A 15,604-nucleotide genomic window follows, 5' to 3' on the forward strand; every position below is an offset into this window, starting at 1 on the left:
CGCGTAAAGGGCGGCACCGACCGGTGCCGCCCTTTACGCGTGGTCGAAGGCTCAGCCGCGCAGTTCCTCGGCGACGAGCTCGGCGATCTGGACCGCGTTCAGGGCCGCGCCCTTGCGCAGGTTGTCGTTCGACAGGAACAGCGCGAGGCCGTTCTCGACCGTCTCGTCGACGCGGATGCGGCCGACGTACGAGGCGTCCTTGCCCGCCGCCTGCAGGGGGGTCGGGATCTCCGAGAGCTCGACGCCCGGGGCGTCCTTCAGCAGCTCGTACGCGCGCTCCACGCTGATCGGGTTCGCGAAGCGGGCATTGACCTGGAGGGAGTGGCCGGAGAAGACCGGCACGCGCACGCAGGTGCCGGAGACCTTGAGCTCCGGGATCTCCAGGATCTTGCGGGACTCGTTGCGGAGCTTCTGCTCCTCGTCGGTCTCGAAGGAGCCGTCGTCGACGAGGTTGCCCGCGAGCGGGACCACGTTGTAGGCGATGGGGCGCTTGTAGACGGCCGGCTCCGGGAAGTCCACGGCGCCGCCGTCGAAGGTCAGCTGGTCGGCGGCCTCGGAGACGGCGCAGGCCTGGCCCTTGAGCTCGGCCACACCGGCCAGGCCCGAGCCGGAGACGGCCTGGTAGGTGGTGGCGACCATCGCGGTCAGGCCGGCCTCGTCGTGCAGCGGGCGCAGCACCGGCATCGCGGCCATGGTGGTGCAGTTCGGGTTCGCGATGATGCCCTTGGGGCGGTTCTTGATCGCGTGCGGGTTGACCTCGGAGACGACGAGGGGCACGTCGGGGTCGCGGCGCCATGCGGAGGAGTTGTCGATCACGACCGCACCCTGGGAGGCGACCTTCTCGGCGAGGGCCTTGGACGTCGAGCCGCCCGCGGAGAAGAGGACGATGTCCAGGCCGGTGTAGTCGGCCGTGGAGGCGTCCTCGATGGTGATCTCCTTGCCCTCCCACTCGAGGGTCGAGCCCGCGGAACGGGCCGAGGCGAACAGCCGCAGCTCGTCCACCGGGAACTTGCGCTCGGCGAGGATGCCGCGCATGACTGCGCCGACCTGACCGGTGGCTCCGACGATTCCGACCCTCACGGTGACTCCTTCTGCTCCGTACGACGCGTGCGCGCGTGAAGCCATCATGCGTTCGACCCCACGAGGCTTGTCCAATCCATTGTCCGAGGAACGGACGGTTTCCTGCGGATGTGAACCTGATTACCGTCCGGTAGCCGTGGCTCGCCGGCCAGGAGAAGCCCGAAGGGGCGGTGCTCGCAAGAGCACCGCCCCTTCGGTCCGGAACCGTGGAACCGGAGGTACTACGGGGTGACCTTCTCGATCTGGACGCTGCCGGTGCCGGCGGCGGTGCCGCGGGCGTTGAGCAGCTTGACCTCGCCGAAGAACTGACGGCCCTCGGGGGCCGGAGCGGCCGCGAGGACGTTCGCCGTGACGGAGGCCGAGGCACCGTTGGCGAGGTTCACCGCGGCACCCTCGTCGACCTGGACGGAGCCCAGGGCGGACGAGAAGTACACGTCGCGGTAGTTGAACGTGGTGGACCCGGACGGAACGGCGTAGCCGTCCACCTGGATGGTGTAGGTACCGGCGGCCGGGTTGAGCAGGGTCACGGCCTCCTCGGAGTCGCCGTCGGCGGACGAGCCGACCTTCACGCCGTCCTTGAGGACGGTGAGGTCGAGGTCGGCACCGGTGTCGGAGACACCGCCGATGGCCACGTCCAGGCGGGAGACGCCCTCACCGATGGTGACGGTGCTCGTCTGGGTCTCGCCGTTCGCGATGGTCGGCTTGGCGACCTTCGCGGAGCCGAGCGGACCGCCCTGGAGCTTGCCGCCGGAGATGGCGGCGGCATCGTTCTTGATCGTCCACTGGACCGGGGCCGGGGTGCCCTGCTTCACCTCGGGCAGGACCTTGACCGCCGGGTCGAAGGCCGCACCGAGGACGCTGACGTCCAGCTTGAACGGGTTGTCGAGCAGCGGCGACGTACGGCGCGACTCGACCTCGATCTCCCAGACGCCCGGCTGCGGGTTCTCGTACGAGCGCAGGTCGGGGCGGCACTTGTTGGCCGGGTTGTCGTAGTTCGGGTAGCACATGGTGGTCGCGCTGTCCTCGACGCCCACACCGTACGGGTGGATCGAGATGAAGCGCGTCTGGCTGCCCGCCGCGAGACCGCCGAGGGCGACCTCGAGGGACTTCGCACCCTGCGGGACGGTGACGAAGTACGACTTGTGGCTGTTGCGCTGCACGGAGGAGGTGTCCGACAGCGTGAACGACGGCTTCGCCAGCGGGGTGGAGGCGACGACCGTGGTCAGGATCTGCTTGTCGATGCCCTCGGTGGTCTCGTCGTCCAGCTGCAGGATGCCGCTGTGGACGCCGGCCGTCGTGGGCTTGGCCTCGACCTTGATGGTGACCGGCTTGTTCAGCGGCAGCGTGACGTAGTCGTAGCCGCCGACGACCTTGAACGTGCCGTCGTTGTTGCGCCAGCTCAGGTTGTGCCGGGTGCCGTACTTGACGCCCGTGGTGCGGGTGACGACGACGTCGTAGACCTTCTTCTGGCCGACCTTGAGGCCGCCCTCGCGGTCGTAGAGGCCGGTGCCGAAGCCCGGGGTCTTCAGGAACTGGTCGATCGCGGTGTCGACCGGCGCCTTGACGGTGAACTCGTTCGCCTTGGCACCGCGCTGGATGGACTCCCACGCACCGTTGATGTCGATCAGACCCGCGCCCTGGGCGTGCGCCGGGACGTCGTCGATCTTCTTCGCGGTGCTGGTGAGCGCGACGCGCAGGCCCGCCGGGGTGAGCGCGATGTGCTGCTGCTTCGCGGCCGAGATCAGCAGGGCGCCGGCGCCCGCCGCCTGCGGCGAGGACATCGAGGTGCCCTGCAGCATCGAGTAACCGGCCGGCAGGTTGTAGCCGGCCTCCTTCACCGGTCCGCCGGGCAGCCAGGTCTGCGTGGTGTTGATGGCCGCGCCGGGGGCGGTGATGGTCGGCGTGAAGCCGCCGTCCTCACGCGGACCGCGCGAGGAGAACGGGAACATGTTGTACTTCTTGGTCACGCCGGAGCCGTAGTTGGCGGCCCAGGTCTCCTTGGAGACCGCGGCACCCACGGAGATGACCTTGTCCGCGAGACCGGGGTCGCCGATGGTGTTGACACCGGGGCCCTCGTTGCCCGCCGAGATGACGAGCTGGACACCGTAGGTGTCGATGAGGTTCTTGTAGAGCTCGGCGCGGGCGTTGTTGCCGTCGTTCAGCGCCGGCAGGCCGCCGATGGACATGTTGACGATGTCCACACCGCGGTTGACGACGAGGTCGATCATGCCCTCGGTCAGCGCGACGTTGGTGCAGCCGCCGGACCAGGAGCAGGCGCGCGAGGAGACGATCTTCGCGCCGGGCGCCTCGCCGTTCATCTTGCCGCCGAAGAGGCTGTTGGCGGCGGTGATGCCGGCGACGTGCGTGCCGTGCTCGGACTCGATGATGCCGATGTTGACGAAGTCGGCCTTCTTGCCGACCCAGTCCCCGCCGAGCGGGTCCATCGGGACGTCCTTGCGGATCTGGATCACGAACGGGATGCGCTCGGCGACGTCGGTCGCCGGGTTGTCCGTGCCGAAGTAGCCGATCTGGTAGCCGTCCTTGTACGGCTTCATCGGCTCGTTGTTCGTGAAGTCGCCGTCCTGGTCGGTGTCGACGCGGACGGTGCCGGCGGCGGCGTCGTAGAGCATGCCGAACCGGTCGGTGGTGTCCCCGTCCCGGTTGACGTCGCCCTTCATGTCACCGGTGGCGGTGATCGACTCGCTGAACCGGCTCCACTGGTACGAGCCCTCCGGAGCCTTCCAGCTCTGGCCGCCCGCGCTGAAGGTGCCGCCCGCGGCCGTGACCGGGGTGATCTGCGCGCGCCAGGTGGCGTCGTTGTCGGTGATCGGGTCGGTCGCGGTGACCCAGTCGACGATCTTGCGCTCGCCCGTGGTGGTCTTCTGGAGCGCCGGGTGGCCGAGGTCGACGCCCGAGTCCAGGATGCCGATGGTCACGCCGCGGCCGTCGGCCTGCGGGTTCTTGGCGACGAAGTCCACCGCACCGGTCTCGAAGGACGGGTTGTACGGGTTCTTCGCGGGGGTGTTCTTGTCCGGCCCAGGGTAGGTCTCGGAGGCGGTCTTCTTCGCCGAGCTCGATTCCTTGCCACCGTCGGGGCGCGGGTCCGACAGCTGGATCTCGTGCTTGAGGTCCATGGCGTGCACCGAGGACAGCTTGGCGGCCGCCTTCAGCGCGGCCTCGGCCTTGCCGGTGGGCAGCGTGGCCCGCACGTAGCCGAGCTTGTCGTTCGTCTGGCCGACCGAGGCGCCCTGGACCGCACCGAGCTGGTCCGCGACCTGCTTGGTCTGGCCGGGGGCGGTGGCCACCATGACGGTGACGGTCGCGTCACCCTTGGCCTTGGCGTCCTGAAGAAGCTCGGCGTCCGCCGAACCCATCTTCTGGTCGGCGGACTTGACGGCCGGGCCGGTGCCCGGGGTGCCGGCTGCGGGACCGGTGGCCGCGAACACGGGCATCGCGCCCGCGGTCGCGAGCGCGGCGACCAGACCGGCCGCGGCCGCGACGCGTGCAACGCGTCTGGCCCCGGATATGGAGCTGGGGGATTCGAGGGTCATCAGCATCCCTGGATAAGTGAAAGATACGGTCCGGATTTCGGTGCCGGATGACCGGTCAGCTTTGCGCAAGTGACAGCTCTTTGGGGAGCGTTGTCTTGACCGAGACCTGACATGGCGGACTCCCGCCAGCTCAGGGGATGTGCCATCAAGGCCGTACCGGGGCGTACTCGTACGAATCACAGGGGTTAGAGAGTTGCTTTGTCGACTTCCCGACCTCTTGGCGGAGGTGAGGCGGCGCCCGGTCTCAGACCGGGTGTGACAACTTCAGGCTTCTCAGCGCTCGCGCGTGCGCGCGTAGTGCTCGTGGAGCCGCTCGGGCGCAGAGACCAGCAGCTCCAGGTAGTCGCGGGCGGCCGTCCAGGCCGGACCCCAGGTCGGGTCGTCGAACTCGGCCCGCTCGCCCGGGCCCTCGGCGGTCAGGGTGACCCGGATCCGCCCGTGCTCCAGGACGGCGTCGATCAGGGCGCGCGCACTCGCGTCGGCCGGGTCCGCGACGGCGCGGGCCAGCGCCTCGCGGGCGGTCAGCAGGTGGACGAGGGTGGCGGCGTCGGCGCGGAAGCGGTCGGCCAGCCCGGCGCTGCGCAGCCAGATCGCGAGCCCCTCGACCCGGGTCAGCCCGAAGGCCCCGGCGAAGAGGTCGGCGGGCTCGCCGTCCTGGGTCCAGCGCGTGTTCAGCAGGTCCAGGGCGATCGGTCCGCCCGTCAGCGGGCGGGGATCCGCCGTCTCTGCCGCCATCCCACCGCTCCTCCGTGCATGCCTGCCGATCCGTGGAGCGTACGTGACCGGCCCGTGCTGGTCGCCCCTCACCGGGGGAGTACGACCAGGTAGGCGGCGGGCTCGCGGTCGGCGGACGCCGTCAGGGCGGTCCGGACGACCGCGGCCTGCTGCTCGGGCCAGTCGCGGAGCTTGCGCGGGGTGATGTGCAGGACGGTCACCCCGAGCCGCTCCAGGGTCTCCCGCTTGCGGACGGCCTCCGAGAACTGCTCGTCCTCGCCCTGCCGGGGCGCGCGGGTGTCGATCTCCACGGCGACTGCCTGCTCGGGCCAGAACGCGTCGACCCCGCCCAGGTGCGGGCCGCCGGGCAGGCGCAGGTCCACGTTCCAGGCCGGCTCGGGCAGCTCGTAGCCCCGTACGAGCTGGTACAGCCGGTCCTCGGCGAGGGCCCGGCCCTCGGCGAGCAGGGACTCGACGGCGTCCACCACGTGGGGGCGGTTCAGCAGCCGGGCCACCGTCAGCTCCCGTACGACGGCGCCGGGTTCGCAGTGCCCGCCGCGGACGGCCTCGCTCAGCAGGCGGCGTACGGTGCCCGCGTCGGAGAGGTGGGCGACGGCGTCGGCCACGGCCCTGGCCGCGGGCGCGACGGGCAGCCCGGTCACCTGCTGCGCGCGGGGCGGGGTGTGTGACCGCACGATCCGTACGGAGCCGACGGAGCGGAGCCGGCGGGTGTGGGGCACCAGCACGTCGATCTGCGCGAGGGCCGTCAGCGCGGGGGCGGAGCCGAACCGGTACAGCGCGAGGGCCGCCAGCCCGGTGATCATGGCCTCGCCGCCGCGGCGGCCCGCGTACAGCAGGGCGGCGTGCAGGCGCTCCTCGCTGGTCGCGGCGCCCGGGTGGAGCAGGAACACCCCCGGCAGGATCTCCTGCCAGGGCCGCGCGGCGGCGTCGGAGGCGCTCACGCCGTGCTCGCGGAGCTGGGCGAGGCTCAGCACGCGGGGGCGGCTGCCGGTGAGGTGGGCGAGGGGGAGGGGTGCGTTGTGGTTCATGCGGCGGAGATTCCCGCTCGCACCCGCCCTGCTAACCCCTGTTACGTTCCCGTCGACAAATCCGGACAACCCCGCACTAAAGTACGGCCGTTCGAAAGCCGATACCGTCGTTCGCTTCCGTCGGCGGGGCCGGCGACCAGCCCCGCCGACGGTGCGCTACACCGCGCCGGCCGCCGCGTCGCAGGCCTGCGCGCGCAGGGCGCGGGCCAGGTCGTCACGGGCCTCCAGCACCAGGCGGCGAAGCGCCGGCGGAGCCGACTCGTGGGCCGACAGCCAGGCGTCCGTCGCGGCCAGCGTGGCCGGCGAGTCCTCCAGCGACGGGTACAGCCCCTTCACCACGTGCATGCCGATCTGGATCGAGCGCTCCGCCCAGATCCGCTCGATCACCTCGAAGTAGCGCTCCGCGTAAGGGGCCAGCAGCGCCCGCTGCGAAGACTGCTGCATGCCCGCGATCGTCGCCTCCACCAGAGCGTTCGACAGCGCGTCCGACTCGACGACCGCTGCCCACGCCTGGTCCTTGACCGCCTCGGACGGCCGCGCCGCAAGGCACCGCACCTGGTGCCGCTTGCCCGACGCGGTGTCGTCCCGCGCCAGTTCCGCCGCCAGCACGGCCTCGTCCACGGCGCCGTGCGCGGCCAGCGGCAGCAGGAAGTCCCACCGCAGCTCCTGGTCCACGTCCAGCCCGTCGATCCGCGCCGACCCGTCCAGCAGCCCCAGCAGCAGCTGGAAGTCGCCCTCCGTCGCCGCGCTCGCCGCGAAGAAGCGGGCCCACGTCAGCTGGTGCTCCGAGCCCGGCTCCGCCATCCGCAGCTCCTGCAGCGCGACCGCCGACAGCACCCGGCCGCCCTGCTCGCGCCAGTCGGCCGCCGCGTAGTGCGTGACCGCGGTCAGCGCCTGCGCGTGCACCATCTGCAGCACGCCGACGTCGCTCTCGCGCCCGGCGTGGGCCAGCACCATCGAGACGAAGTCGCGCGCCGGCATCAGCCCGTCCCGCGTCAGGTTCCACAGCGCCGACCAGCACAGCGCCCGCGCCAGCGGGTCCGCCACGTCTCCCAGCCGCACGCGCAGGGTCTCCAGCGAGCCCTCGTCGAGGCGCATCTTGCAGTAGGTGAGGTCCTCGTCGTTGACGAGCACCAGGTCGGGCCGCTCCTGCCCGGCCAGCTCCGCCACGACCGTCCGGACCCCCGCCACGTCCGCCTCGGCCTGCGCGTAGCGGACCAGCGAGCCGTCCTCCAGCCGGTACAGGCCGACCGCGACCCGGTGGGGGCGAAGCTCCTCGCCCTCCTGGACCACCGCCAGCTCGGTCACCCGGCCGCCCGCGTCGTACGTCACCACCGGCGTCAGCACGTTCACGCCGGCCGTCTGCAGCCACCCCCGCGACCACTCGGCCATGTCCCGCCCGGAGACCTCCCCGAGCACCGCCAGCAGGTCGTCCAGCGTGGTGTTCCCGTACGCGTTGGCCTTGAAGTAGCGCCGCGCGCCCTCGAGGAACGCGTCCCGCCCCACGTACGCCACCAGCTGCTTGAGCACCGCCGCGCCCTTGGCGTACGTGATGCCGTCGAAGTTGAGCTTCGCGTCCTCCAGGTCACGGATGTCGGCCGTGATCGGGTGCGTGGAGGGCAGCTGGTCGGCCCGGTACGCCCACGCCTTGCGGCTGTTGGCGAAGGTCACCCACGCCTGGTCGAAGCGGGTCGCCTCCACCTGCGAGAAGGAGCCCATGAAGTCCGCGAAGGACTCCTTCAGCCACAGGTCGTCCCACCACTTCATGGTGACGAGGTCGCCGAACCACATGTGGGCCATCTCGTGCAGGATCGTGTTGCAGCGGCGCTCGTACGCGGCCCGCGTCACCTTGCCGCGGAAGATGTACTCCTCGCGGAAGGTCACCATCCCCGGGTTCTCCATCGCGCCCAGGTTGTACTCGGGCACGAAGGCCTGGTCGTACTTCCCGAACGGGTACGGGTAGTCGAAGTGCTCGTGGAAGAAGTCGAAGCCCTGCTTGGTGACCAGGAAGACGTCGTCCGCGTCGAAGTGCTTCGCCAGCCCCTTGCGGCACATCGCGCCCAGCGGGATCGTCAGGTCCCCGCGCGTGTAGGTGTCCGTCACGTAGTGGTACGGGCCCGCCACCACGCACGTGATGTACGTGGAGATCGGCGCAGTCTCGGCGAAGCGCCGGGTCAGCCCCTCGCGGGACTCCTCCGCCCCGTTGCTCCACACCTGCCAGCCCTCCGGCGCGGTCACCTCGAAGCGGTACGGCGCCTTCAGGTCCGGCTGCTCGAAGTTCGCGTACACCCGGCGGGCGTCGGCCGGCTCGTACTGGGTGTAGAGGTAGACCTCGCCGTCCTCCGGGTCCACGAAGCGGTGCATGCCCTCGCCCGTCCGGCTGTACGCGCAGTTCGCGTCCACCACCAGGACGTTCTCGGAGGCCAGCCCGGCCAGGGCGATCCGCGCCCCGTCGAAGACGGCGGCCGGGTCCAGTGCGCGCCCGTTGAGTGTGACGGAGTTCACCGACGGGGCGACGAGGTCCGCGAAGCTGGCCGAGCCGGGGGCCGCGGCCCGGAAGCGGATCGTGGTCACCGAGCGGAAGGTCCGGGGGCCCTGGGCCGGTTCGGCCTCGTCCACGGCGGACCTCAGGTCGAGGACCACCTCGTACCCGTCGACGGACAGCAGCTCGGCCCGCTCGCGGGCCTCGTCACGGGACAGATTCTCTCCGGGCACGTGCACTCCTTCGTGCGTGATCGCGATACCTGATCGAATCCTCCCATGGGGGAATGCGGAAGGTCCTGGCCTGGTTGGCGAGGGGGAACACGACGCGAGGTACCCAAGCGACTCGAGGAGAGACATGGCCGACACCCAGGTGCGAGAGAAGACCCCGGTCGACTTCTGGTTCGACCCGCTCTGCCCCTGGGCCTGGATGACGTCCCGCTGGATGCTGGAGGTCGAGAAGGTCCGCGACGTCGAGGTGCGCTGGCACGTGATGAGCCTCGCCGTCCTCAACGAGAACAAGCTCGACGAACTGCCCGAGCGCTACCGCGAAATCCTCGGCCCCAAGGGCTGGGCGCCGGTCCGCGTGGTCATCGCGGCCCAGCAGAAGCACGGTGACGAGATCACCGGCAAGCTCTACACCGCGCTCGGCACCCGGATCCACAACGAGGACAAGGGCGCGACCCGCGAGGTCATCGCCGAGGCGCTGGAGGAGGTCGGCCTCCCGGCCGAGCTGCTCGCCTACGCCGACTCCGACGAGTACGACCAGGTGCTGCGCGACTCCCACAACAACGGGATCGAGCGCGTCGGCCAGGAGGTCGGCACCCCGGTGATCTCCGTACCCGGCGCCGAGGGCGACGAGGTGGCCTTCTTCGGGCCGGTCGTCACCCCGACCCCGCGCGGCGAGGCCGCGGCCCGGCTGTGGGACGGCACCCTGCTGGTCGCCTCCACCCCCGGCTTCTACGAGATCAAGCGCACCCGCACCAAGGGCCCGATCTTCGAGTAGGCCTCCCGGGACGCAGAAAGTACGGAAGACCCCCGCAAGTCACGTCCTTGCGGGGGTCTTCCGTTGGACCCCCATACGCGAAGGCTGAGAAGACGATCACGAGGCTGGGGGCACCTCCCGGCCGAAGGCTGGGGGAGGCTCACGGGGCTGTGATCAGCCCTTGGCGGGGATCAGCAGCGGGGTGTTCGCCTTGGCGTCGGCGTAGCGCTTGGCCACGTCCTGCCAGTTGACGACGTTCCACATGGCCTCGATGAAGTCCACCTTCTGGTTCTTGTACTGCAGGTAGAAGGCGTGCTCCCAGGCGTCGAAGACCAGGATCGGCACCGAGGCCTGGCCGACGTTGCCCTGGTGGTCGTAGATCTGCTCGACGAGCAGGCGGCCGCTGACCGGCTCGTACGCGAGCACGCCCCAGCCGGAGCCCTGCGTGGCGGAGGACGCGAACGTCAGCTGCTTCCTGAACTTCGCGAAGGAGCCGAAGGACTCGGTGATGGCGTCCGCGAGCTCGCCGATGCCGTCCGCGGCGGTGGGCTCGCCGCCGCCCTCACCGGTCTTCGGGCTGGCCATGTTGTGCCAGTAGATGCTGTGCAGGATGTGGCCGGAGAGGTGGAAGGCCAGGTTCTTCTCCAGGCCGTTCAGCGCGCCCCAGTTCTCCTTGTCGCGCGCCTCCTCCAGCTGCTCCAGCGTGGTGTTGGCGCCGGCGACGTAGGCCGCGTGGTGCTTGTCGTGGTGCAGCTCGATGATCTGCGGGTTGATCACCGGCTCGAGCGCCGCGTAGTCGTACGGAAGCTCAGGAAGCGTGTAGATGGCCATGCGTGTTATCCGGTCCCCTCAGCGTGCCAACTGCTTATTGCAATCAATGCGCAACTGCACGCTAGCAGTATCTATTCCGGTGATCACGTAAGGGTTACCTGACCTCGTCGCGTGTGCCCCGGGTACGACGAAGGCGCTCCCCGTGCCCGGTGGCAAGGGGAGCGCCTTCGTCGTGTGAGGGACGGTCAGGCCCGGGCCGCGGCCCGGCGCTGCATCACGTAGCCCGTCGCCGCGAAGGCGAGGGTGAGGCCGCCGGTGAACACCACCTGGAGCCGGGTGTCCTCGCCCAGGACCATCAGGACCAGGACCCCGGCCACCCCGGCCAGCGCCACCCAGGTCAGGTACGGGAAGCCCCACATCTTCACGACCAGCTTCTCGGGGGCCTCCCGCCCCAGTCGGCGCCGCAGCACGAACTGCGAGACGGCGATGAAACCCCAGACGACGAGGATGACCCCGCCGACCATGTTCAGCAGCCAGGCGAACAGGGTGTCCGGGTACCAGTACGACAGCAGCACGGTGACGAAGCCGAACCCGCAGGAGGCGAGCACCGCGCGGCGCGGCACCCGGCCGCTGACCTTGCCCAGCGCCTTGGGGCCCTGTCCGCGGGAGACGAGCGAATGGGCCATCCGCGAGGAGCCGTAGACGTTGGCGTTCATCGCCGACAGCAGGGCGATCAGGATGACCACGTTCATGATCTCGCCGGCGGCCGGGATGCCCAGGTGGTCCAGGGTGGCCGCGTACGGGCCCTCCCCGGTCACCGCCGGGTCGTTCCACGGCAGCAGCGTGACGATGACCAGCATGGAGCCGACGTAGACGATCGCGATCCGCCACATGGTGGTCTTCACGGCCCTGGCCACGCCCTTGACGGGGTCGTCGGACTCGGCTGCCGCGATGGTCACCGTCTCCAGGCCGCCGTACGCGACGACCGAGGCCAGCAGTCCGACCAGCAGGCCGTCCATGCCGCCCGGCAGGAACCCGCCGTCGTGCAGCAGGTTGGCGGCGCCGGGAGAGGAGGTGCCGGGCAGCAGGCCCAGGACGGCCAGCACGCCCAGGCCCAGGAAGAGCGCGATCGCACCGATCTTGAGGGCGGCGAACCAGAACTCGAACTCGCCGAAGTGGGAGACGGCGGCCAGGTTGGTGCCGCAGAACAGGGCCATGAAGGCCAGCACCCAGATCCAGGACGGAGTGCCGGGGAACCAGCCGGTCATGATGTGCGCCGCGCCGATCGCCTCGACGGCCACGCCCACGCACAGCAGCGTCCAGAACATCCAGCCGGCCGTGAACCCGGCCCAGGGGCCGATCGCCCGGTCCGCGTGCACGGAGAACGAGCCGGAGGCGGGGTTCGCGGCGGACATCTCGCCGAGCATCCGCATCACGAACATCACGAGCAGCCCGGACGCGGCGTACGCGATCACGATCGAGGGGCCCGCGGCGGCGATGCCTGCGCCGGAGCCGACGAAGAGGCCGGCGCCGATGACCCCGCCGAGGGCGATCATCGAGAGGTGGCGCTGCTTGAGGCCGTTGCCGAGGGGGGATCCGGCGCCGGTCTGCGGTGCTTCGGGGGGTGTCAGGGTGCTCTGACTCATTGGGGGTGTGCCTGTCCGGTTGTGCGGGGGGACGTGATGAGGTGCCCCAGTCTCACCCCTGTCCGATCTTCGGTCGGTCGACGTCCGATATGCGGACAACCGGATGACCGGCCGTGATCATCCCCGTACGCTGCCGACAGGACGCGGGAGGCATGATGACAGGGGGACCGGTGGACGGCCGAATGGACCACGGGACAAGGGAATTGACCGCCACGGGCCGGGGGGTGCTCGTCACCGGGGCGTCCCGGGGGATCGGGCGGGCCATTGCCACGGCCTTCGCCGAGCGGGGCGACCGGGTTGCGGTGCACTGCACGGTCCGGCAGGCGGACGCCGAGCGCACCCTCGCGGACCTGCCGGGCGAGGGGCACGTCCTCGTCAGCGGCGACCTCGCCGACCCGGCCCGGGTGGAAGCCCTCGCGGCCGAGACCGAGGAGGCGCTCGGCGGCATCGACGTCCTCGTGAACAACGCCGCCGTGATGGTCGCGCACCCGCTGCCCACGACCTCGTACGCCGACTGGCAGGAGGCCTGGCGGCAGACGGCCGCCGTCAACCTCTTCGCCCCGGCCAACCTCACCCACTGCGTCGCCCGCCACATGATCGCCGGCCGGCGGGAGGGCCGCGTCGTCAACATAGGCTCGCGCGGGGCGTTCCGCGGCGAGCCGGACCACCCGGCATACGGCGCCACCAAGGCGGCCCTGCACGCACTCGGCCAGTCCCTCGCCGTCTCCCTGGCCCCGCACGGCATCGCCGTGGCCTCCGTGGCGCCCGGGTTCGTGGCCACCGAACGGGTCGCCGGGAGGCTCGAAGGGGAGGAGGGCGAGCGGATCCGGGCGCAGAGCCCCTTCGGCCGGGTCGGTACCCCTCAGGAGGTCGCCGCGGCCGTGCTGCACCTGGCCTCGCCCGCCGCGCGCTGGAGCTCGGGCACCGTGCTCGACGTCAACGGCGCCTCGTACCTGCGGACCTGACGGCCCCGGAACACGCAGCAGGCCCCCGCGCGCCGGGCACGGGGGCCTGCTCCTTCACCGCTGCCGCGGGATCACGCCCGCGGCGCCCGCAGCTCCCGCACCCAGGCCACCACCAGCACGGCGCCCGCCGCACCCGTGGACCACAGCAGCTGCGGCCGCGCCGAGTCGTCGAACAGCATCAGCACCAGCACCGCAGCCATGCCGACCAGCGCCGCCCACGTCAGGTACGGGAAGCACCACATCCGCAGCGTGAGGCGCTCCGGCATGTCCCGCTCCAGCGCGCGGCGCAGCTTCAGCTGCGAGACCGCGATCAGCGCCCACACGAACAGCAGCACCGCGCCGACCGCGTTGAGCATGTAGAGGAAGACGGTTTCCGGCCACAGCAGGTTCAGCACCACCGACACGAAGCCGAAGGCCACCGAGGCGAACACGGCCCGGCGCGGCACTCCGCCGCCGGACACCTTCAGCAGCGCCTTGGGCGCCTCGCCGCGCTCGGCCAGCGAGAACACCATGCGGGAGGAGCCGTACAGGTTGGCGTTGAGCGCGGAGAGCAGCGCCACGAACACCACGATGTTCATGATCTGGCCCGCCGCCGGGATCCCGATGGAGTCCAGCACCGCGACGTACGGGCTCTCGCCCGGCTTCAGCGAGTGCCACGGCAGCAGGGTGACGATGACCACCATCGAGCCGACGTAGAAGAAGAGGATGCGCCACACGGCGCTGCGCACCGCGCGGGCCACGGACTTGGCCGGGTCGTCGGACTCGGCTGCCGCGATGGTGACGACCTCCAGGCCGCCGAAGGCGAAGATGACGGCGAGCATGCCGGCGACCACTCCGCCGAAGCCCTCGGGGAAGAAGCCTCCCTGGCCGGTGAGGTTGGCCATGCCGATGGGGTCGGTGTCCGGCAGCACGCCGAAGATCGCGAGGGTGCCGAGGATCAGGAACAGCACGATCGCGCAGACCTTGAGGGCCGCGAACCAGAACTCGAACTCGCCGAAGTTCTTCACGGCGGCCAGGTTGCTCACGGTGAAGACCACCATGAAGATCAGCACCCAGACCCACTGGTCGACCGAGGGCAGCCAGCCGTTCGCGATCTTCGCCGCGCCGGTGGCCTCCACGGCCAGCACCACGACCAGCAGGAACCAGTAGAGCCAGCCCGCGGAGAACCCGGCCCAGCGGCCCAGCGCCCGCTCCGCGTACACGGAGAACGAGCCGGAGGCGGGCATCGCCGCCGACATCTCGCCGAGCGCGCGCATCACCAGCATGGCGAGGGCGCCCGCCAGCAGGTACGAGCAGATGATCGCGGGGCCGGCGATGCCGATGCCGGCGCCGGAGCCGACGAACAGCCCGGCGCCGATCACGCCGCCGAGACCCAGCATGGTCAGGTGGCGCTGCTTGAGGCTGTGGCTGAGGGGTTCCGTCGGCATCTCGGTCCCCGGAGGCGGGGTGGGCCCGGCGGGCGGTGCGGTGGGCAAGCGGTCGCGCATGAGTGGGTGCTCGTACTCTCGTGCTCGGCAGCGGCGGTGGGGGCTCCGCAGAGGATTGGCGGGACCCTACAGTCTCGCCGGACGGCGCCCCTCCGTGCAAAACGGACGTGTTGTCTGAATCTGGCTCGTGACGTGGATCACTGCATGTCAGGTGTGAACCGGCCTCTTTGTGCACTCCCCACCAAACCGGTGAGTAGGGCTTTGTCCCGGCCGGTGGTGGGGAGGCGCCCTGCCGCGCATTAGCGTCGGTGATCGTCCCGTCACCCTCACTCCGCGGAGCCTCCGATGAGCACTGCTTCCGTCTCCTTCCGCCCCGGCGCCGTCCTCGCCGACCTGCTGCCCGCGAGCCGCGTCCGCGACATCGCGCTCGTCGTCGGCGGAGCCGCGCTCACCGGCCTGGCCGCGCAGCTCTCCGTGCCCGTCCCCGGCTCCCCGGTCCCGGTCACCGGCCAGACCTTCGCGGCCCTGCTGGTGGGTACCGCCCTCGGTGCCCGCCGCGGCTTCCTCTCGCTCGCCCTCTACGCGCTCGTCGGCATGGCGGGCGTGCCGTGGTTCGCGGGCGGTACCTCCGGCGCGGGCGGCGCCTCCTTCGGCTACGTGCTCGGCATGCTGCTCGCCGCCACCGTCGTGGGCGCCCTGGCCCGCCGCGGCGCCGACCGCTCGGTGCTCCGTACGGCCGCCACGATGGCGCTGGGCTCCGCCCTGATCTACGCGGTCGGCGTCCCGTACCTGGCGCTGTCCACCGGGATGTCGTTCGGCGCGGCCGTCGCGGCGGGTCTGACCCCGTTCCTGATCGGCGACGCGCTCAAGGCGGCGTTGGCCATGGGTCTGCTGCCCGCCACCTGGAAGCTGGCCGGCCGCAAGTAGCCCCCGCA

Annotated in this window: 10 protein-coding genes and 1 pseudogene; 3 read left to right on the plus strand and 8 right to left on the minus strand. The window is 70.8% G+C overall.

Annotation, left to right across the window (positions count from 1 at the left end):
• Positions 1-51: 51 nt before the first annotated feature.
• The 5 genes and pseudogenes from OHT74_RS25315 to pepN form a co-directional block, all read right to left on the minus strand.
• Entirely contained in the window at positions 52-1,080 is a 1,029-nt protein-coding gene (locus OHT74_RS25315; protein WP_266667023.1) for an aspartate-semialdehyde dehydrogenase, read from the minus strand.
• A gap of 221 nt (positions 1,081-1,301) precedes the next feature.
• A complete protein-coding gene (locus OHT74_RS25320; protein ID WP_266667025.1) occupies positions 1,302-4,631 on the minus strand; it encodes a S8 family serine peptidase in 3,330 nt (1,109 codons plus the stop codon).
• Positions 4,632-4,937: 306 nt separating this feature from the next.
• Positions 4,938-5,366 (minus strand): annotated as a pseudogene (locus tag OHT74_RS25325) (ABATE domain-containing protein); the annotation flags it as partial.
• A gap of 68 nt (positions 5,367-5,434) precedes the next feature.
• Complete coding sequence (locus OHT74_RS25330) at positions 5,435-6,394, minus strand: hypothetical protein (protein WP_328621489.1); 960 nt, start codon at positions 6,392-6,394, stop codon at positions 5,435-5,437.
• A 156-nt stretch (positions 6,395-6,550) separates the two neighbouring features.
• Complete coding sequence (gene pepN, locus OHT74_RS25335; RefSeq protein WP_266667029.1) at positions 6,551-9,109, minus strand: aminopeptidase N; 2,559 nt, start codon at positions 9,107-9,109, stop codon at positions 6,551-6,553.
• 124 nt (positions 9,110-9,233) lie between these two features.
• On the opposite strand from pepN, the gene OHT74_RS25340 reads away from it, so the two are divergent.
• Positions 9,234-9,881 carry a mycothiol-dependent nitroreductase Rv2466c family protein gene (locus OHT74_RS25340; protein WP_266629226.1) on the plus strand — a complete coding sequence of 216 codons (648 nt, stop codon included), beginning with the start codon at positions 9,234-9,236 and terminating at the stop codon, positions 9,879-9,881.
• A 153-nt stretch (positions 9,882-10,034) separates the two neighbouring features.
• Here OHT74_RS25340 and OHT74_RS25345 read toward each other — a convergent pair whose 3' ends face one another.
• Positions 10,035-10,691, minus strand: coding sequence for a superoxide dismutase (locus OHT74_RS25345; protein WP_266667030.1), 657 nt, complete (start codon positions 10,689-10,691; stop codon positions 10,035-10,037).
• Positions 10,692-10,876: 185 nt separating this feature from the next.
• A complete protein-coding gene (locus OHT74_RS25350) occupies positions 10,877-12,277 on the minus strand; it encodes an amino acid permease (RefSeq protein WP_328621490.1) in 1,401 nt (466 codons plus the stop codon).
• Positions 12,278-12,459: 182 nt separating this feature from the next.
• Here OHT74_RS25350 and OHT74_RS25355 point away from each other — a divergent pair, with 182 nt between their 5' ends.
• Entirely contained in the window at positions 12,460-13,242 is a 783-nt protein-coding gene (locus OHT74_RS25355; protein ID WP_328621491.1) for an SDR family NAD(P)-dependent oxidoreductase, read from the plus strand.
• A 71-nt stretch (positions 13,243-13,313) separates the two neighbouring features.
• Here OHT74_RS25355 and OHT74_RS25360 read toward each other — a convergent pair whose 3' ends face one another.
• A complete protein-coding gene (locus OHT74_RS25360; protein WP_443047536.1) occupies positions 13,314-14,729 on the minus strand; it encodes an amino acid permease in 1,416 nt (471 codons plus the stop codon).
• Positions 14,730-15,014: 285 nt separating this feature from the next.
• On the opposite strand from OHT74_RS25360, the gene OHT74_RS25365 reads away from it, so the two are divergent.
• The gene (locus tag OHT74_RS25365) at positions 15,015-15,596 is read left to right on the plus strand and encodes a biotin transporter BioY (protein WP_266667033.1); all 582 of its coding nucleotides are present in this window, start codon (positions 15,015-15,017) and stop codon (positions 15,594-15,596) included.
• Positions 15,597-15,604: the final 8 nt, after the last annotated feature.

The organism is Streptomyces sp. NBC_00354 (assembly GCF_036106915.1).
GTDB lineage: Bacteria > Actinomycetota > Actinomycetes > Streptomycetales > Streptomycetaceae > Streptomyces.

Excerpts from the sequence above, each read along its gene's own strand:
- OHT74_RS25320 (WP_266667025.1), bottom strand. The coding sequence starts at position 4,631 with ATGACCCTCGAATCCCCCAGCTCCATATCCGGGGCCAGACGCGTTGCA.
- OHT74_RS25330 (WP_328621489.1), bottom strand. The coding sequence starts at position 6,394 with ATGAACCACAACGCACCCCTCCCCCTCGCCCACCTCACCGGCAGCCGC.
- OHT74_RS25340 (WP_266629226.1), top strand. The coding sequence starts at position 9,234 with ATGGCCGACACCCAGGTGCGAGAGAAGACCCCGGTCGACTTCTGGTTC.
- OHT74_RS25345 (WP_266667030.1), bottom strand. The coding sequence starts at position 10,691 with ATGGCCATCTACACGCTTCCTGAGCTTCCGTACGACTACGCGGCGCTC.
- OHT74_RS25350 (WP_328621490.1), bottom strand. The coding sequence starts at position 12,277 with ATGAGTCAGAGCACCCTGACACCCCCCGAAGCACCGCAGACCGGCGCC.
- OHT74_RS25355 (WP_328621491.1), top strand. The coding sequence starts at position 12,460 with ATGGACCACGGGACAAGGGAATTGACCGCCACGGGCCGGGGGGTGCTC.
- OHT74_RS25360 (WP_443047536.1), bottom strand. The coding sequence starts at position 14,729 with ATGCGCGACCGCTTGCCCACCGCACCGCCCGCCGGGCCCACCCCGCCT.
- OHT74_RS25365 (WP_266667033.1), top strand. The coding sequence starts at position 15,015 with ATGAGCACTGCTTCCGTCTCCTTCCGCCCCGGCGCCGTCCTCGCCGAC.